This is a genomic window from Streptomyces odonnellii, assembly GCF_000981895.1.
GTDB lineage: Bacteria > Actinomycetota > Actinomycetes > Streptomycetales > Streptomycetaceae > Streptomyces > Streptomyces odonnellii.
This window is the reverse complement of the sequence record NZ_LATD01000237.1, coordinates 1-17,357: the sequence shown is the minus strand read 5'-3', so window position 1 is coordinate 17,357 and position 17,357 is coordinate 1. Positions and strand designations below refer to the sequence as shown.

The following is a 17,357-nucleotide window of genomic DNA, read 5'->3' as shown; positions in this document are numbered from 1 at the left end:
TTCGTCGGCAGCGTCCTATGTGTATACGAGACAGGGTTCCGGCCGTCGCGGCGGAGGGCGGGCCTCCGCTTTCCGGCCCGTTCGTGCCCTGGTAGACGAGCCATCCCGCCAGCGCGCCGGGCACCAGCGCGGCGACCGCGACGGTGAGGGTGCTCCGGCTTGGACGGCGGCGGACGGACTGGGGGCTCTCGTCGTACGACACCTCGGCGATGCTAGTGCCCCTCCCGGCAAGGTTTGTCCCGTGGCGACGCCCTGCACGCACGCTCGCGGCGTTGGCCACAAGCCTGAGTAGCTCCGCTACGAGGGCTTCCGGCCGCCTTGCGATCGCATGCACCGGCCGCCGCTGTGATGTGTGCCGCTGGGCTGTGTGCTCAAGCGTCGGACGGGCTGCTGTGTTGTGTCCTCAAGCGTCGGACGGGCTTGGCCAGGCCGGGCCGGCTGTTCAGCGCGAACCCGTGCGGCGCAGTACGCGGAGGGAGTCGGTCGGGGGGAGTTCCGTGAAGGCGCCGGACGCGAGGGCCCGTACGTACACACGGTAGGGCGCCTGCCCGCCGTCCGCCGGGTCCGGGAACACGTCGTGGATCACGAGCAGCCCGCCCTCGGCGAGATACGGCACCCAGCCCTCATAATCCCCGGTCGCGTGCTCGTCGGTGTGGCCGCCGTCGATGAAGACCAGCCCGAGCGCGCCGCCCCAGACCTTCGCGACCTGCGGCGAACGGCCGACGACCGCGATCACGTGCTCCTCCAGACCTGCCCGCTGGAGGGTGCGGCGGAAGGCGGGGAGCGTGTCCATGAGGCCGGTGTCCGGGTCGACCAGGCCCGGGTCGTGGTACTCCCAGCCGGGCTGCTGCTCCTCGCTGCCGCGGTGGTGGTCGACGGTGACCGCGACCGTACCGGCCTCCCGGGCGGCGCCCGCGAGCAGCAGGGTCGAGCGCCCGCAGTACGTGCCCACCTCCAGGAGGGGCAGGCCGAGGGCCGCCGCGTCGGCCGCCGCCGCGTACAGGGCGAGCCCTTCGTGTACGGGCATGAACCCCTTGGCGGCCTCGAAGGCGGCGAGGACATCGGCTGCGGGTACGGTCCCGGCGGTCCCTGCGGGCATGGGCGGCGGCTCTCCTCGGGTCGGGCTGACGCTACTGGTGCTGGTGCTGGTGCTGGTGCTGGTGCTGGTGCTGGTGGTGGAACTGGTGCTTTCGCTGTTTCCGCTGTTCCTGCCCGTGCGTGCCGTCGGTCAGACCGACGGCCCGGACGCCGTCCGCTCCGGCGACGGCGCAGTCTCCGTCAGCACCAGATCCGCCTCGACCGGCACCCCGTCGCCCGGATACACCGCCGGGCGCGCGTACGGCGCGTACCCCGTGGCCGTCCCCGCCAGTACGTAGTGCCCGCCGGCCGGCGGCAGCAGCGCGTACCGGCCGTCCTCGTCGCTGGTGGTGAGCCCCGCCTGCCGGCCCCCGCCGTCGATGAGTGTGACATTGGCCCGGGCCACCGGCGTACCGTCCGCGTCCAGTACCCGCCCCCGGAACCCACCGGAACCGGCGACGAGCGTGCGCGGCCTGACCCGGTCCTCCGAGCCCGAGCCCGTGCCCGTGCCCGCGTCCGAACCCGCGTCCGCCGCGAGAGCCGTGACAGCTTCGGCGGACTTCGCCGACCGCTGCGACGGCAGGAACAACGCCAGCGCCAGACCGACGACCACCGCGCCCGTGGCGATGGCGAACGAGATACGGAAGCCGTGCAGCGTGGGCACCGCCACCCCGCCCGAGACGACCGAGGTGTGCGCCAGCACCATGCCGATCACCGCGCTGGAGACCGAGGTGCCGATGGAGCGCATCAGGGTGTTCAGCCCGTTGGCCGCGCCGGTCTCCGACGGGTCGACGGCACCGATGATCAGGGCGGGGAGCGAGGAGTACGCGAGACCGATTCCCGCGCCCACGACCACCGAGATGACGACGGTCTGCCAGGCGGCGCTCATCAGGCCGAGCCCCGCCCCGTACCCGACACCGATGACGAGCATGCCGATCATCAGCGAGACCTTGGGGCCGCGCCGGGCGGAGATCCGCGCGTACACCGGCGCGGTCAGCATCATCGCCAGCCCGAGCGGCGCCACGCACAGCCCCGCGACCACCATCGACTGACCGAGACCGTAGCCGGTGGCCTTGGGCAACTGAAGGAGCTGCGGGAGTACGAGGGAGATCGCGTAGAAGGCGACCCCGACCATGATCGAGGCGAGGTTGGTGAGCAGCACCTCACGGCGCGCGGTGGTACGGAGATCCACCAGCGGTGCGGAACTCCTCAGCTCCATGAGGCCCCAGAGCAGCAGGATCACCACGGCCAGACCGAACAGCCCGAGGGTGGTGGCCGAACCCCAGCCCCAGTCGCTGCCCTTCGTGATGGGCAGCAGCAGGGCGACGAGCCCCGCGGAGAGCCCGATCGCGCCGAGCCAGTCGAACCGGCCGGTGGCCCGTACCGAGGACTCCGGTACGAAACGGACGGTCAGCAGCATCGAGAGCACACCGAGCCCGGCCGCGCAGAAGAACAGCGCGTGCCAGTCGGCGTTCTGCGCGACCAGCGCCGCGCCGGGCAGCGCGAGTCCGCCGCCCACACCGATCGAGGAACTCATCAGCCCCATCGCGGAGCCGAGGCGCTCGCGCGGCAGCTCGTCGCGCATGATGCCGATGCCGAGGGGTATCGCGCCCATGGCGAAGCCCTGGAGGGCCCTGCCGACGATCATGATCACGAGGTCATCGGTGAATCCGCAGATCAGCGAGCCGAACACCATCACCGCGAGGCTGGCGAGCAGCATCCGGCGCTTGCCGAAGAGATCGCCGAGGCGGCCCATGATCGGGGTGGAGATGGCGCCGGCGAGCAGGGTCGCCGTCATGACCCAGGTGGCGTTGGCGGGCGCGGTGCGGAGAAGTTCGGGCAGGTCCTTGATGACGGGAACGAGCAGGGTCTGCATGACCGCGACCGTGATGCCCGCGAAGGCGAGCACGGGGACGATGGGGCCGCCGGCTCCGGCCTTGCCGGTCCGCGGATCCGGGAAGGCCCCGGTGGGCTGGTCGGTCGTCGTTCGTGGCATACGTGCGGCCTCCGGGCAGGAAGTATTCGGGCGAGTTCGGGTGTGCGTGTGACGGCAGAGGGATACCCACCGGCGGACCGTGCCGGTCGCCAGGTGGGTGCAGTGTGAAACCTTCCCGGGCGTCCGGTTATTCCGGCGGCCGGGAGGGGTCCTTTCCCGACGGGTCGTCATGTCCGTCATATCCGTTACGTCGGTTAGGTGGCTGGATAACCCGATGTACGGACCGCTCCTGGACTGCGACCATGACGCGCATGGTCCGAGTCGCCGACTCACCCGAGCCGAACGAGAAAGGCCCCGCCCATGCGCCAATGGCGCCCTCATGAGCGGGGCCGAATGTCCCTTGAGCTAGCTCGGGGTACTGAACACGCAGCCGGGGCTTGTTCTCCCGTGACTACTCAGGGGCAGCGCGCTGTTCGTACTCCATCGCTTTGAAGCAGTCTTCATGTATGGGCACGTACCAGCCGGGACCGGAAGGAGCCTCCCAATGAACCCAACGCGTGGGTTCCTCCGATTCCACGGGCCAATGGCACGCGAAGCAGCGCCGTGCCTCGCCATGGGCGATGCGTAAACGTGGATCACGGGGCAAGAGGGTTCTGGTCGCTTTCTTGTCGGGAGTGGCCTTGTCTGATGTCCGCGGTGGCTTTCGGGAGAGATCCGCGGGGACAGGCTTGTCGGTCATAGTCGCCGCCCCAGAAAGCCAACTTCGTGATAGCGCCGCGCGATGTCCTGCCGGATGAGGGGCCGAAGCCGCGCTATGGCCGCGCTGTCGGGTTCGTCAAGGCGCGAGTGTCCCTGCGTGTGGTCGGTCGTGCCCGTGGGGCGCGAACACGTGGGGCAGCGGCACGGAGGGAATTCGACACCCGACCGGAGCCGGAGTTCTCCGCCCTCGGGGAGGCCGGTAGTGTTCACCGGTCTTCGACGCAAGGTCGGTCCTCCGAGTCCGGACGGAGCGACAGCTCAGCCCAAACCGTCTTCCCATGCCCGTGTCGGTACCACCAGCCCCATTGGTCCGACAGCGCCTCGACGATCCCGAGCCCCCGCCCGTTCACGTCCCCTTGCTCAGGCTCCCGCTGCTCAGGCCATTTAGGCGATGCGTCGCACACCTCGATACGGAGCCCGCACGGACGCGCAACGAAACGCGTCTCGACGCCAGCGCGGTCCCCGCAGGCGTGTTCCAGAGCATTGGTCAGCAACTCCGAGAGGACGAGTACGGCGCACTCTTCCAACTCCGAGAGCCCCCATCCGGCGAGTGTCTTGCGCAGTTCTTCACGGGCCATCCCGACACAGTGCGGATGCCCAGACCACCGCGTTGCTGCCGTGCCGCCGCCTTGATCGTGGCTAGGCATCATGGGAGACCCCCACCTGATGGGCAGCCACCCATGCCAGCCACAGCGCCCGCCGACGCCCCCGCGCTCGCGCCACCGTGGCGCGCTCCCAGCGCTCGGACCCAACCCGGTCGTCGGGCCTCCACGCTGACGAGCATTGCCCACCGCCAGGGATGAACCGGCCTTCCACCACGACCACTACACGGCTCGTAATGATTAAGCGACGCCGAAGCGCAGGTGCCGAAAGCCGATGCGGACCCTTCCGGTGGTGTCGTCCCATCGCTGGAAGCGGATGATTAAGCAGGGGTTCAGTCAGACCCTCGGTAGAGTCCAGCATGTCGGCGCTCCTTGTCAGCGTTGACCAGGCCCCCGGACCGGTCGCACGGTCGCGGGGGTACTTCGCTTCCCAGATAACCGGTCACATCCGCACGCGGGGTACCCATCTGTTGGTGACTGGGTGGTGACTGTCCGTCGCAGGTATGCTTAACGCATGGCCGGAGATGGTGAGTTCGGGAAGACGGTAAAAGCTGCGCTCCGCAGCCAGAAGCTGAGCGTCCGCGCTGCTGCGCGCTCGACGAATTACGATCATGCTTTCCTGTCCCGAGTCCTTTCGGGAAGGCAGCGCCCTTCAGAGAAGTTGGCCGAGTCACTCGACAACCTTCTGGGTCTGGAAGGGCTTTTGATGGAACTCTTCCGCTCCATAAACGATGAGGATCACGAGCGTCTGACTGCCGTTTCGGCTCACGAAGTTCGGTTGGATGCTCGCGCTGTGCAGGCGTTTGGTGCGGTGCTCACCGCGCAGCGCCGATTGGACGATGTCACCGGCCCCGCGCCGATGATTCATCCCGCCCAGGCGCAATCAGACACCGTCCGTAGGATCCTGCGAGACGCCAGCGGTAAGCACCGTGATGATCTTGCAGTGATCTTCGCCGAACACATTCAATTCGATGGGTGGTTGGCGGCATCCACCCGCAACGACGCAGGTGCGGTGAAGTTGCTCATCGAAGCGGCCAAGCTTGCTGAAATCGTGGAATCGGGCCCTCTCATCGCGCAAGCTCGAAATTTCAGAGGCTACGTAGCTCGCCAACAAGGGCGCCCAGACGAAATGACTCGCTGGTTTCTTGCCGCATACGAGACACCCGGCGCGCACCCAGCCCAACGCATGGGCGATGCCGCACAAGCCGCACACGGGTATGCGCAGCTTGGCCAACGCGACTCGGCCCGTAGGCTACTTGACGACGCACTGGGCCTGTCGGACGCCGCGACAGACACGCCCCCGGACACGGCCTACTGGCTTACGCCAATGTTCCAGCGACTCAACATCGGTCTAGCTTGCCTTGGGCTGGGCCAGCCAGGGGACGCTGCGGAGCACTTGGGGGCCGGACTGCGGGGCCTCCCTCTTGATCAGCAAGGTGCGGAGTGGACTCAGGAGTACCGGCATGCCTTGCGGCTTGCGCTTGCCAGCGCGTGACGGTCGACAGCCCCTAGGTTAGGCCGGAAGAGGGCGCCTTCGTCGGCTTCATGCTGTTCGGCGGTCGGGAGGGGGTCCTTTCCTGACGGTTCGTCATGTCCGTTATATCGGTGAGGTGTCGGGATAACCCGATGTACGGACCGCTCCTGGGCTGCGACCATGACGCGCATGGTCCGAGCCGCCGACGAAGCCGAGCCCGTTCACATATCCGGGATATCCGGGATATCCGGGGCCGCCCGACCCCACACCCGTACGCGTACCTGGGCGGTGGTTCTCGCCGCCTGCGCGGGGCAGTTCCTCGTCGTTCTCGATGTGTCCGTGATGAATGTCGCACTGCCCTCGCTGCGCGCGGATCTCGGGCTCTCCGCCACCGGCCTCCAGTGGGTGCTCAACGCCTACTCGATCGCCTTCGCGGGCTTCATGCTGCTCGGCGGCCGGGCGGCGGATCTGTTCGGCAGGAAGCGGATGTTCCTGACGGGGCTCGCGGTGTTCACCCTGGCGTCCGTCGCGGGCGGACTCGCGCAGGAGGGCTGGCACTTGATCGGCGCCCGCGCCGTACAGGGGCTGGGCGCGGCCGTTCTGGCGCCCGCCACTCTCACCCTGCTGACCTCCGCCGTACCGGCGGGACCCGCCAGGACCCGGGCCGTGGGCACCTGGACGGCGGTCGGCGCGGGCGGTGGGGCGGCCGGCGGGCTGGTCGGCGGCGCGCTCACCGATCTGCTGTCCTGGCGCTGGGTGCTGCTGATCAATGTGCCGGTCGGGGTGCTGCTGCTGGCCGGGGCCGTGGTGTGGCTGGCCGAGAGCCGTACGGACGCGGCGCGGCGGCGCGTCGACCTGCCCGGCGCGATCCTGGTCACGGCCGGTCTGGCGGCGATCGCGTACGGCATCGTGCAGACCGAGGAGCGCGGCTGGGGCGCGGCGGCCACCCTGCTGCCGCTCGCCGGGGGAGTGCTGCTGCTCGGTGTGTTCGTGGTGGCCGAGTCGCGGGCGAGAGTGCCGCTGATGCCGCTGGGACTGTTCCGGGTACGGAGTGTGTCCGCGGCCAACGCGGCGATGTTCATCAGCGGCTCCGTGTCCTTCGCGGTGTGGTTCTTCATGACGATGTACGCGCAGAACGTGCTGGGGTACGGGCCGCTGGAGGCGGGTCTCGCGCTGGTGCCCAGCTCGCTGAGCATTGTGTTCGGCTCGAAGCTGGCGCCCCGGCTGATTCCGGTGACGGGCGTGCGCGTGCTCGCGGTGCTGGGGGCGCTGGTGGCGGTGGCCGGGTTCGGCTGGCAGTCGGCGATGACCGCCGACGGACCGTACTTCTCGGTGATCCTCGGCCCCGGTCTGCTGATCATGACCGGTCTGGGCGTGGCGGGCACCACGCTCGCGGCGCTGGCCACGGCGGGCGCGGAGCCGGGCGACGCCGGTCTGGTCTCGGGCCTGATCAACACCTCGCGGACCATGGGCGGAGCGCTCGGGCTGGCGGTTCTGACCACGGTGGCGGCCTCCCGTACGGCGGGCGGCACCAGCGCGCAGGCGCTGACGGACGGATACGCGCTGGCCTTCAGGACGGGCGGCGCGGTGCTGCTGGCGGGGACGCTGCTGATGGTGCTGTGGCTGCCGCGCGGCTCGTCGGAGGCATGAGGTGTGTCCGCGCGGGTTCGATCCGGGTGGTCAGAGCCAGCCCTGGCGGCGGGCGGCCCGTACCGCCTCCATCCGGTTGCGGGTGCCGGTCTTGCCGATGGCCGACGAGAGGTAGTTCCGTACGGTCGACTCGGACAGCCGCAGCCTGGCCGCGATGTCGGCGACCACCGCGCCGTCCGCGGAGGCGTTCAGTACGTCTCGCTCCCGGGCGGTGAGCGGGCTCGGGCCCGCACTCAGGGCCGCCGCCGCGAGGGCGGGGTCGATGACGGTCTCGCCGGTCAGCACCCGGCGGATCGCGGCGGCCAGTTCCTCCACCGGCCCGTCCTTGACCAGAAAGCCCGCGGCCCCCGCCTCCATGGCGCGGCGCAGATAGCCGGGCCGGCCGAAGGTGGTCAGGATCAGCACCCGGCAGCCGGGCACCTCGTCCCGGAGCAGGGCGGCGGCGTCGAGACCGCTGATGCCGGGCAGTTCGATGTCCAGCAGCGCCACATCGGGGCGCGAGTGGTGCGCGGCGTCCACGATCGCGTCGCCGCTCGCGACCTGCGCGACCACTTCGATGTCCGGCTCCATGCCCAGCAGCAGGGCGAGGGCGCCTCGCAACATCCCCTGGTCCTCGGCGAGCAGGACGCGTACGGACGTGGCCGGCCTGTGGTCCCGGGGCATCTCTGTCACGTGCTCAGGGTAGGGCGGCGGGGGCGGTCGTGATCAGGCGCGATCAGGGGTACGCGCGATCAGGGGTACGAGGGGGCGCGCGGTGCCGCTCAGGTGGCCATGCTGCCCGCGGTGCCGACGGGGAGGAGGGCGGTGACCTGGAAGCCCGTGTTGCCGGGGGTCTGTGCCGGGCCCGCTTCGAGGGAGCCGCCGGCGGCGGCGAGGCGTTCGGTGAGGCCCTTCAGACCGGTGCCGCCGAAGGCCGGGGCGCCGCCGGTACCGGTGCTCGTACCGGTGCTCGCACCCATGCCCGTGCTCGTATCAGCACCCCCGCCCGTACCGGTATCCGTGCCTGTGCCCGTGGTCGCGCCCGTGCCCGCCCTCGCACTCGTACTCGTACTCGTACCGACGCCGTCGTCCGTGACCGTCAGTCTGACCCGCTCCGGCGAGCCGTCCACCGCTATCACGCACCGGGTCGCGGCGCTGTGCCGTACGGCATTGGTGACGGCCTCCCGCACCACCCAGCCGAGCAGCACCTCCGCCCAGGGCTCCAGCGGCGGCCCGGACTGCCGTACGACCGGTTCGATCCCCGCGGCCGCCAGCGCCGAGCGCGCCCGGTCCAGATCCGTGGCGAGGCTGCCCTCGCGATAGCCGGTGACCGCCTCCCGGATCTCGGTCAGCGCCTGTCTGCCGACGGACTCGATGTCGGAGACCTGCGCCATCGCCGCGGCCGGATCGCGCGGCCCCAGTCTGCGCGCGGCCTCCGCCTTGACCACGATCACCGACAGGGTGTGGCCGAGCAGATCGTGCAGATCGCGCGAGAAGCGCAGCCGCTCCCGCTCCACCGCCGAGCGCGCCAGTTCCTGGCGGGTGGCGCGCAGTTCCGTCACCGTCTCGGTGAGCGTGAGGATCGCGGCGGTCACCATCATCGAGATGAAGGTGCCGTACGCCACGGTGATCGCGCCCCAGCCGTCGTGGTACGCGCCGATCGCCCCGGAGGCGGCGGCCAGCGGCACCCCCACCCAGGCGAGGGCGCGCCCGCGCACCACACTGCCGCAGGCCAGGCCGAGGAGCGGGAAGAACAGCAGCCAGCTCCCGCCGTAGACACCGCCGAGGCCGAAGGTCATCAGCCCCATGCCGACGAGCGACCACCTGGTGGCGGCGCTCTTCCGGTGGGCGGGCACGAAGGACCTGAACACCACCGATACGTAAAGGGAGTTGAAGACCAGCAGACCGATGCCGCCGAACCAGGGGTTGGGGGTCCTGCCCTGCACGAGATTGGAGAAGGAGCCGAGGCCGAGGAGCAGCCAGGGCAGCAAGGCATAACCATTGGGCGGGCCGGGCCGCTCACAGTCCTTGCGCGGCGCTTCGTAGTCCTGGCTGCCGTACTCCCGGCTGCCGTGCACCCGGTTTACGTACTCCTGGTTTCCGTGGTCCCGGTTTTCGCGGCTCCGGCTACCGTTGGCGTCTCCGTGCCGGGCCTTGGCCTGCTTGCCCCATCTGTCTCTGATCCGTGTCATGCCGTCCTCGCCGACCTGCGGTACGAGACCACAGCGTACGAACCGAACACGAACAGCCAGGCCAGCAGTACCGCGACGGTCAGGGCGCCGGGGGCCGAGCCCCGGGTGACGGCCCAGCCGAGATCGGCGAAGCGGTTGGCCGGCGTGTAGCCGGCCAGCGAGCGCAGCCAGCCGGGGAACAGCTCGACCGGGAACCAGAGCCCGCCCACCACCGCCATGCCCATCAGACAGCCCACGTTCACCACGCCGGTCGTCTGCGCGGAGAGGCGGTAGCCGTTGCCGATGCCCAGCAGGGTGAAGGGCAGCGCGCCCGCCCAGAGCAGCACGACCAGCGCGGCCCACTGCCCGGCCCCGAGCCGTACGCCATTGACCAGACCGCCCGCCGTGAGCACGGCCAGCAGCGCGGGCAGCACGGTCACGGATCCGGCGAGCGCCCGGCCGAGCACCACCTGCCGGGGCGGTATCGGGGTGATCCGCAACTGGCGGAGCCAGCCGAGCGACTTGTCCTCGGCGATACCGGTACCGGTGCCGACGGCCGAGCCGAGCGCTCCGTACGCGGCCATGCCGACCATGGAGCTGATCGCCCAGTACGTACCGCCGTCCGCGCCCCCGGCGCCGCCCACATTGGTGAACAGCAGATACATCAGGACCGGCATCGCCGTCCCGAAGATCACAAAGCCGGGGTCGCGGAGGGTCCTGCGCACTTCGAGCAGGGCGTAGCGCAGCAGTATGGGCGGTGCGGGCAGCAGTGCGGGCGGTGCGGGCTTCCTCATCGCGCCACCGCCTCCCGGGTCAGGGCCAGGAAGGCGTCTTCGAGCGTCGCCGGGACCACTTCGAGCCGGCGGACCGCGCCCAGCCGGGCGAGGGCGAGGACCGTGGCGTCGGAGTCGTCGGTACGGAGCAGGGCGCGGCCTCCGCGTACCTCGGCCGAGACGACACCGGGCAGCAGGTGGAGGTCCTCGGCGCGGACGAGGAGGCCGCCGGCACCTTGGGCACCTTCGGCGCCTTCGGTGTTCACGGCGTTCTCGGTGTCTCCGGTGTCCTCGGTACGGAGGCCGGCTGCCGGGGCCAGGTCGAAGGAGACGAGATGGCCGCCGACCGTGCCCTTGATCAGTTCGCTGGTGCCGTCGGCGACGACCCGGCCGTGGTCGAGGACGACGATCCGGTCGGCGTAACTGTCGGCCTCCTCCAGATAGTGGGTGGAGAAGAGCACGGTGTTGCCGCGGTCGGCATAGGCCCGCATGGACGCCCAGAAGGCACGCCGGGCCTCGACGTCGAGGGCGGCGGTGGGTTCGTCCAGGACGACCAGCTCGGGGCCGCCCGCCAGCGCGACCGCGAACCGGACCCGTTGGGTCTGGCCGCCGGAGAGCTTGTCGACACGGCGGTCGGCGAGATCGGTGAGCCCGGCGAGCGCGAGCGCCTCGGCGACGGGCAGCGGGCGGGGAAAGGCGCTCGCCACGAATGTGACCAACTCCCGTACGGTCACCCGCCTGATGGGCCGTCCGTCCTGAAGCATCGCCCCCACCCGGCCGGCCGCGACAGCCCGCGCCGGCGGCCCGCCGAACAGCCGCACCGTACCCGCGTCCGGCTCGTCGAGCCCGAGGAGCAGGGCGATGGCGGTGGACTTCCCGGCGCCGTTGCGCCCGAGAAGCGCGACGGTCTCGCCCCGCGGAATACCGAGCCCGACCCCGCTGACGGCCAAAACCGCCCCAAAGGCCTTGCTCACCCCGTCGAAGCTCACGGCAGGCGCGGAGTCTTCCATGTGCGTCATGCCAACGACGGTACGGAGCAGCCCTGTTGCCCGGCAGATGCGGATGTACGAACTCGCCCAGTACAAATGTCCTAGTGCTCAACTCCGTACTGGCGCCCCTCCCGGCACTGGCCGACATGTCCCCACAGGACGTGCCCCCACAAGAAGAGGCCGCCGCGTACGAGCCGCGACGGCCTCTCCTCGGATCGGTTCAGTTCCGTTCAGTACGGCCTGGGCAGTACGGCCTTGGCCGGCACGTACTGCCTAGGCCGCGTTGCTGTGTTCCCCCTCCGCGAGCCGGCGGTGGCGGCCGTGGGCCGGAGACATCGAGTCCTCCGTCGACGCCGCGCCGCCCCGGTGCTTTCCGAGACTGCTCAGCTCGCCCTGGTCGGCGGCCGTCCCCTGCGGGCGGTGCTGGGTCGTGTCGGTTCGGGCTTCAGACATGTGGGAAGTCACCCCGTCGTGATCGCTTCTGTTGTGACGCAGGGCTCCGGCTTTCCCTGTACCGCCCCGGCAGAGTGACGGTCACCGTCCACACATCACAGCCCCCGACAGTGCCCGGTCGGTACGGCCGCGCAGCCCCGGACGAAAGTCTATCCAGGGGCCCCGCGCCCGCTGAGAGGCGCCTGCTGCAAGGGAACCGGCCTGCACATCACAGGAGTTCGGGACGGCGCGGACGGTTCCATGACCAGGGATTCCGTTTGTGAGAGTTCTGCCGTAGCGGCCGGCCCCGACGCGGCCGGCCGGACGCCTCCCAGGGATGCCGCCGAGAGCACCGGCTCGTGAGGCGCCAGGATTTCGGCCACTCCGCACGGCACCTCCCGCGTCGCGTACGGCAGCCGCAGCACACCGTCCCGGGTCCAGAGCCCGGTACCCGCCAACCACCCCCGGGGCACGGGCAGCCGGTGGAGCCGACGGCTCATCGGACGCCACACCCCCAGCCCGCTGCCCGCCGCGCCGTCGATCCGCAGCGCCACCGCGCAGCTCTCGGGCATCAGTACCTGCCCCGGCTGTACGGCGAACGGGGTCACCGCGCAGTCCAGCGGACGCAGGCACTCCGGGAAGCGCACCGGGAGCAGACTGCCCAGCACCCCCCAGCCCAGCCGGTCGTGGCCCGGCGCGTCCGAGCGGATCAGCAGCAGCCCGCTGTCGGGGTCGGCCAGCAGCAGCCGGTCATTGCTCTCCTCGGTGATCTGGAGCAGGGGCGTCGCCTCGCCACCGCGCCCCAGATCGACGGCGACGGCCTTCACCACACCGTCCCGCTCCCGGTCCAGGGCCAGTATCCGGCCCGTACGGTCCAGCCAGACGCCCCCCGAACAGCGGCCCGCGATCTCCGCCACCCGCTCGGGCCCGAACGCGCCGCCCGCCACCAGCCAGACCGTGGTGGAGTGCTCGCCGGGGGCCAGGGCGTACGCGCTGCGGCCGTCCGGGGAGGGCGGCAGCAGCGTCAGCCGGTCGCAGGCCAGCGCGCCCACCGGCACCTGGCCCGTACCGGGACCGGTCGGGTAGAGGAGCGAGAAGTCGTGCCGGTCCGCGACCCGGCGGCGGATCAGTACCCGTCCGTCGGCCAGCGGCAGGACATCGGTGCCGGGCTCCTCGGGCTGGTCGAGGGGGAGGGGCACGGCGTACGGTTCGGGGCCGTCGAGGGTCCACCGCTCGGGGAACCAGGCATCCGCGCCGCCGGTCCCGACGCCCTCTCCCTCCCGCGCCCCCTCCTCGCCGCTCCCGCTCCTGTTCCTGCTCCCGCCACTTCCGCTTCCGCTTCCGAGTGTCAGTCGCGCCGCGTAGGTCCCGTCCGCCGTGATCGCGAACCCCGTACGCCGTGGCGCTCCGACCTCCACAGCCGTCTCGATGGCACAGGCCGTCATCGCTTCGTCACCTCCGGCGACGAAGCTAGTTTTCGCACTTCCTGCCGAACAACACGAGGTCGGCCACTTCACCTATATGGGTGGCCATGACGGGATTTGGCGCGAGGTGCGGGGGCGGGTGTGCTGGCCGAGGAGAGGCATGCCTAAAGTTAGGCACACCTAAGTCGGCATCCGGGCCGACATCGGACCAGGCACCGCTTCCGGATCCGGAACCGGCGACCAGGCCGGTGCCGGGCCAGAGCCGGCACCCCGGCCAGTACCTCTCAGGAGCAATCAAGATGTCCATACGACGCCGTGGCCCAGCCGCAGTACGCCGTGGCACAGCCGCCGTGGTCGCCCTCGCCGCCGCGCTCACCCTCGCGGCCTGCGGCAGCGACGGCGGTTCCGCCGACTCCGGCAGCGGTTCCGCCTCCTCGGGCGGCGCGGAGAACGGCGCGGGGAAGAAGGCGGCCGTCGCCACCGGCGGCAAGGACTTCGCCGACGCCGCCAGGAAGACGGCCACCTTCGGCACCGACGCCCGCCCCGGCCAGTTCCCGCGCACCATCACCCACGCCATGGGCACGACCGAGCTGAAGGCGCGCCCCGAGCGGGTCGTCGTCCTGGACGTCGGCGAGTTCGACAACGTCGTGTCGCTGGGCGTCGAGCCGGTCGGTTACGCGCCCACCGAGGGCGACGAGGGCATCCCCAGCTATCTGAAGCAGGGCGCGGGCAACCCCAAGGACGTCGGCACCATCAACAGCCTCAACCTGGAGGCGATCGCCGCGCTCAAGCCCGATCTCATCCTGGGCAGCCAGCTCCGCGCCGCCGACAAGTACAAGGAGCTGTCCTCGATCGCCCCGACGGTCTTCTCCATCAGGCCCGGCTTCCCCTGGAAGGAGAACTACCTCCTCAACGCCCAGGCGCTGGACCGTACCGCCGAGGCGAAGGCCGCGCTCGCCGCGTACGACAAGAAGGCGGCGGCCCTCGCCGCGGACCTCGGCCCGGACAAGCCGACCGTCTCGATGGTGCGTTACATGCCGGACAAGCTGCGGCTGTACGCGAAGGCGTCCTTCATCGGCACGATCCTCGACGACGTCGGCCTGCCGCGGCCCGAGAACCAGCAGATCGAGGATCTCGCCGTGGAGATCAGCCCGGAGAAGATCGACGACGCGGACGCCGACTGGATCTTCACCGGGGTGTACGGCGACCCGTCCAAGACCGAGCGGGACACGGCGCGCTCCAACCCGCTCTGGAAGAACCTGAAGGCGGTCAAGGAGGGCCGGGCCAAGGACGTCAAGGACGAGACCTGGTACCTGGGCCTGGGCGTGACGGCGGCGGGTCTGGTGCTGGACGACCTTCGGGGATACCTGGTCAAGTAGCGGCCCGCGCGGGGCGGGGCGGGGCGCGGCGGCCTGGCGGGCCGGGCATCCGTCAGGCCTGCACGGGCCCGGTATCCGGCAGGCTGGCACCGGTCCGGCAGCCCCGGCACCGGCTCGGCAACCCGGCACCAGCACCGCCGGCTCCGGCCCGGCGTCCGGCAGCCCGGCACCGGCCCGGCAGCCCGGCACCAGCGCGTGGGCTCCGGCCCGTCATCTGGCAGCCCCGGCTCCGGCCGGGCATCAGCCCAGCTGGTACCGGCACCGGCATCGGCCCGGCAGTCCGGCATCCGCCCGGCGGGTACCGGCACCGGCATCCGCCCGGCAGCCGCCCGGCATCACCCCGCCCGAGCCGGACGGAATCCCCGCCCCAACCGGACGGCTGCCAGGCCGGAGCCGGTCGGACGTCCGGTCCGGGCCGTGAAGAAGCCGCTCGCTCATGGCCGGTGGGGCACGGAGGACAGGTAGCCTTTGCTCCGTGCCCTCCGTGCCCCGACTGTCCGAAGTGATCACCGCCCTCGACGCCCTGTGGCCCCCCGAGCGGGCCGATGAGTGGGACGCCGTCGGTACGGTCTGCGGTGACCCGGACGCCACGGTCACCCGGGTCCTCTTCGCCGTTGACCCCGTCCAGGAGATCGCCGACGAGGCCGTCGAGCTGGGCGCCGAGCTGATCGTCACCCACCACCCGCTCTATCTGCGCGGCACGACGACGGTCGCCGCCTCCACCTTCAAGGGCCGGGTCGTGCACACCCTCATCAAGCACGACATCGCGCTCCACGTCGCCCACACCAACGCCGACAAAGCCGACCCCGGGGTCTCCGACGCCCTCGCGGGCGCCCTGGACCTGCGGATCGTGGGGCCCCTCGTACCGGACCCCACCGATCCGGCGGGACGGCGCGGACTCGGCCGGATCTGCGAACTCGACCACCCCGCCACCCTCCGCGACTTCGCCGCCCGCGTCGCGCACCGGCTGCCCGCCACCGCGCAGGGCGTACGGCTGGCCGGCGACCCGGACGCTCCGATCCGTACCGTCGCGGTCAGCGGCGGCTCCGGCGACGACCTGTTCGACCAGGTCAGGGCGGCCGGCGTGGACGCGTTCCTCACCGCGGACCTCCGCCACCACCCCGCCTCCGAGGCCACCCAGCGCTCCCCGCTGGGACTGGTCGACGCCGCGCACTGGGCCACCGAATGGCCCTGGTGCGAACAGGCCGCCGCCCAGCTCGACGAGATCTCCGACCGCCACGGCTGGGACCTGCGGGTCCATGTCTCGAAGACGGTCACCGACCCCTGGTCCGCCCACCACGATTCTTCAGGAGCCCCCAACTGAACGCCGCGCCCGCCGACCAGATCCGACTCCTCGACGTCCAGGCCCTGGACGTACGACTCTCCCAGCTCGCCCACAAGCGCGGCGCGCTGCCCGAGCACGCCGAGATCGAGTCGCTCACCAAGGACCTCGCGCAGCTCCGCGATCTGCTTGTCGCCGCCACCACCGAGGAGAGCGACACCGCCCGCGAGCAGACCAAGGCGGAGCAGGATGTCGACCAGGTCCGCCAGCGCGCCGTACGCGACCAGCAGCGTCTGGACTCCGGCGCGGTCACCTCGCCCAAGGACCTGGAGAACCTCCAGCGCGAGATCGTCTCGCTCGCCAAGCGCCAGGGCGACCTGGAGGACGTCGTCCTCGAAGTCATGGAGCGCCGTGAGTCCGCGCAGGAGCGGGTCGCCGAGCTGACGGAACGTGTCTCCGCCGTGCAGGCCAAGTCCGACGACGCCGCCGCGCGCCGCGACGCCGCGCTCCAGGAGTTCGACGGACAGGTCGCGGCCGTCACCAAGGAGCGCGAGGTCATCGCCGCGTCCGTACCGGCCGATCTGCTCAAGCTGTACGAGAAGCTGCGCGTCCAGCAGGGCGGGGTGGGCGCGGCCCGGCTCTACCAGCGCCGCTGCGAGGGATGCCGGCTCGAACTCAACATCACCGAGGTCAACGAGGTCAGGGCGGCGGCGCCGGACACGGTGCTGCGCTGTGAGAACTGCCGCCGGATCCTGGTCCGTACCGCCGAATCGGGTCTGTGATGGCACGGGTCGCACGCTTCGTCGTGGAAGCCGACGGTGGCTCCCGGGGCAACCCGGGGCCCGCGGGGTACGGCGCGGTGGTCCTCGACCCGGTCACCGGCGAGGCGCTGGCGGAGGCGGCCGAGTACATCGGGATCGCGACGAACAACGTCGCCGAGTACAAGGGGCTGATCGCGGGCCTGAAGGCGGCGAAGGCGCTGGACGCGGACGCGTCGGTGCGGGTCAGGATGGACTCGAAGCTGGTCGTCGAGCAGATGTCGGGGCGCTGGAAGATCAAGCACCCGGACATGAAGCCGCTGGCGGCGGAGGCGGGGCGGATCTTCCCCGCGGGGCAGGTCAGTTACGAGTGGATCCCGCGCGAGAAGAACAAGCACGCGGACCGGCTGGCGAACGAGGCGATGGACGCGGGCCGGAAGGGCAAGCAGTGGGAGCCGTCGTCGTCCACGGCGGCGCTGGACGCGGGGGCGGCGAGATCGGCGGCGCGGGCTCCGGGCGCGGGTACGGGTGCTTCCGGCGGTGTTTCGGCGGGGGCTTCGCGTACGCCGGGTGACGCCGCGGCGGGCGCGGCGAAGGCCCGGGCGGCACTGTCGGGCGGACGCGGACGCGAACGCGAGGCGGACGGGGGTACGGGCTCGGGCGGTACGGGGC

General features: G+C 71.0%; 15 protein-coding genes and 1 pseudogene. 6 read left to right on the top strand and 10 right to left on the bottom strand.

Going from position 1 to position 17,357, the window contains the following annotated elements; translation table 11 throughout:
- The 4 genes and pseudogenes from WH07_RS41295 to WH07_RS37885 all read right to left on the bottom strand — a co-directional run.
- Window positions 1-202: pseudogene (locus tag WH07_RS41295) on the bottom strand (hypothetical protein); the annotation flags it as partial.
- Window positions 203-442: 240 nt separating this feature from the next.
- Entirely contained in the window at window positions 443-1,099 is a 657-nt protein-coding gene (locus tag WH07_RS21980; protein WP_046502709.1) for a class I SAM-dependent methyltransferase, read from the bottom strand.
- A gap of 129 nt (window positions 1,100-1,228) precedes the next feature.
- Window positions 1,229-3,073 carry an MFS transporter gene (locus WH07_RS21975; RefSeq protein ID WP_046502707.1) on the bottom strand — a complete coding sequence of 615 codons (1,845 nt, stop codon included), beginning with the start codon at window positions 3,071-3,073 and terminating at the stop codon, window positions 1,229-1,231.
- 905 nt (window positions 3,074-3,978) lie between these two features.
- A complete protein-coding gene (locus tag WH07_RS37885; RefSeq protein ID WP_232789008.1) occupies window positions 3,979-4,350 on the bottom strand; it encodes an ATP-binding protein in 372 nt (123 codons plus the stop codon).
- A 538-nt stretch (window positions 4,351-4,888) separates the two neighbouring features.
- Here WH07_RS37885 and WH07_RS37880 point away from each other — a divergent pair.
- Both WH07_RS37880 and WH07_RS21965 read left to right on the top strand, forming a co-directional pair.
- Window positions 4,889-5,869: a helix-turn-helix domain-containing protein gene (locus WH07_RS37880; protein ID WP_079023438.1), complete on the top strand. Its 981-nt coding sequence runs from the start codon at window positions 4,889-4,891 to the stop codon at window positions 5,867-5,869.
- A gap of 159 nt (window positions 5,870-6,028) precedes the next feature.
- Window positions 6,029-7,498, top strand: a complete 1,470-nt coding sequence (locus tag WH07_RS21965) for an MFS transporter (RefSeq protein ID WP_079023437.1) — start codon at window positions 6,029-6,031, stop codon at window positions 7,496-7,498.
- A gap of 30 nt (window positions 7,499-7,528) precedes the next feature.
- Here WH07_RS21965 and WH07_RS21960 read toward each other — a convergent pair whose 3' ends face one another.
- From WH07_RS21960 to WH07_RS21935, 6 genes are all read right to left on the bottom strand, one after another.
- Window positions 7,529-8,161 (bottom strand): response regulator transcription factor, encoded by a 633-nt coding sequence (locus WH07_RS21960; protein ID WP_046502702.1) that lies wholly within the window; start codon window positions 8,159-8,161, stop codon window positions 7,529-7,531.
- A 98-nt stretch (window positions 8,162-8,259) separates the two neighbouring features.
- Window positions 8,260-9,669 (bottom strand): sensor histidine kinase, encoded by a 1,410-nt coding sequence (locus WH07_RS21955; RefSeq protein ID WP_052744517.1) that lies wholly within the window; start codon window positions 9,667-9,669, stop codon window positions 8,260-8,262.
- Window positions 9,666-10,397: an ABC transporter permease gene (locus WH07_RS21950; RefSeq protein WP_046502723.1), complete on the bottom strand. Its 732-nt coding sequence runs from the start codon at window positions 10,395-10,397 to the stop codon at window positions 9,666-9,668. Before WH07_RS21950 ends, WH07_RS21955 begins: the two co-directional genes overlap by 4 nt.
- A gap of 41 nt (window positions 10,398-10,438) precedes the next feature.
- The gene (locus tag WH07_RS21945; RefSeq protein ID WP_046502720.1) at window positions 10,439-11,440 is read right to left on the bottom strand and encodes an ABC transporter ATP-binding protein; all 1,002 of its coding nucleotides are present in this window, start codon (window positions 11,438-11,440) and stop codon (window positions 10,439-10,441) included.
- A gap of 243 nt (window positions 11,441-11,683) precedes the next feature.
- Window positions 11,684-11,863 carry a hypothetical protein gene (locus WH07_RS21940; protein ID WP_046502717.1) on the bottom strand — a complete coding sequence of 60 codons (180 nt, stop codon included), beginning with the start codon at window positions 11,861-11,863 and terminating at the stop codon, window positions 11,684-11,686.
- A 149-nt stretch (window positions 11,864-12,012) separates the two neighbouring features.
- Window positions 12,013-13,287 (bottom strand): hypothetical protein, encoded by a 1,275-nt coding sequence (locus WH07_RS21935; protein ID WP_046502699.1) that lies wholly within the window; start codon window positions 13,285-13,287, stop codon window positions 12,013-12,015.
- A gap of 278 nt (window positions 13,288-13,565) precedes the next feature.
- Between WH07_RS21935 and WH07_RS21930 the strand changes: the two genes are divergently transcribed.
- The 4 genes from WH07_RS21930 to WH07_RS21915 form a co-directional block, all read left to right on the top strand.
- Window positions 13,566-14,645 carry an ABC transporter substrate-binding protein gene (locus WH07_RS21930; RefSeq protein ID WP_046502696.1) on the top strand — a complete coding sequence of 360 codons (1,080 nt, stop codon included), beginning with the start codon at window positions 13,566-13,568 and terminating at the stop codon, window positions 14,643-14,645.
- Window positions 14,646-15,129: 484 nt separating this feature from the next.
- On the top strand, window positions 15,130-15,969 hold the full coding sequence (locus WH07_RS21925; RefSeq protein WP_046502714.1) for a Nif3-like dinuclear metal center hexameric protein: 840 nt from the start codon (window positions 15,130-15,132) through the stop codon (window positions 15,967-15,969).
- Window positions 15,966-16,709: a zinc ribbon domain-containing protein gene (locus WH07_RS21920; RefSeq protein ID WP_198533857.1), complete on the top strand. Its 744-nt coding sequence runs from the start codon at window positions 15,966-15,968 to the stop codon at window positions 16,707-16,709. Before WH07_RS21925 ends, WH07_RS21920 begins: the two co-directional genes overlap by 4 nt.
- Window positions 16,709-17,357: reverse transcriptase-like protein (locus WH07_RS21915; RefSeq protein WP_046502694.1), on the top strand; the 649-nt coding region annotated here is incomplete at its 3' end. The genes WH07_RS21920 and WH07_RS21915, both read left to right, overlap by 1 nt.

Bases quoted from the DNA above. Each gene is read 5' to 3' on its own strand.
- WH07_RS21965 (WP_079023437.1), top strand. From the start codon at position 6,029: ATGACGCGCATGGTCCGAGCCGCCGACGAAGCCGAGCCCGTTCACATA.
- WH07_RS37885 (WP_232789008.1), bottom strand. From the start codon at position 4,350: ATGGCCCGTGAAGAACTGCGCAAGACACTCGCCGGATGGGGGCTCTCG.
- WH07_RS21980 (WP_046502709.1), bottom strand. From the start codon at position 1,099: ATGCCCGCAGGGACCGCCGGGACCGTACCCGCAGCCGATGTCCTCGCC.
- WH07_RS21975 (WP_046502707.1), bottom strand. From the start codon at position 3,073: ATGCCACGAACGACGACCGACCAGCCCACCGGGGCCTTCCCGGATCCG.
- WH07_RS21935 (WP_046502699.1), bottom strand. From the start codon at position 13,287: ATGACGGCCTGTGCCATCGAGACGGCTGTGGAGGTCGGAGCGCCACGG.
- WH07_RS21955 (WP_052744517.1), bottom strand. From the start codon at position 9,669: ATGACACGGATCAGAGACAGATGGGGCAAGCAGGCCAAGGCCCGGCAC.
- WH07_RS21940 (WP_046502717.1), bottom strand. From the start codon at position 11,863: ATGTCTGAAGCCCGAACCGACACGACCCAGCACCGCCCGCAGGGGACG.
- WH07_RS21960 (WP_046502702.1), bottom strand. From the start codon at position 8,161: ATGCCCCGGGACCACAGGCCGGCCACGTCCGTACGCGTCCTGCTCGCC.
- WH07_RS37880 (WP_079023438.1), top strand. From the start codon at position 4,889: ATGGCCGGAGATGGTGAGTTCGGGAAGACGGTAAAAGCTGCGCTCCGC.
- WH07_RS21930 (WP_046502696.1), top strand. From the start codon at position 13,566: ATGTCCATACGACGCCGTGGCCCAGCCGCAGTACGCCGTGGCACAGCC.
- WH07_RS21945 (WP_046502720.1), bottom strand. From the start codon at position 11,440: ATGACGCACATGGAAGACTCCGCGCCTGCCGTGAGCTTCGACGGGGTG.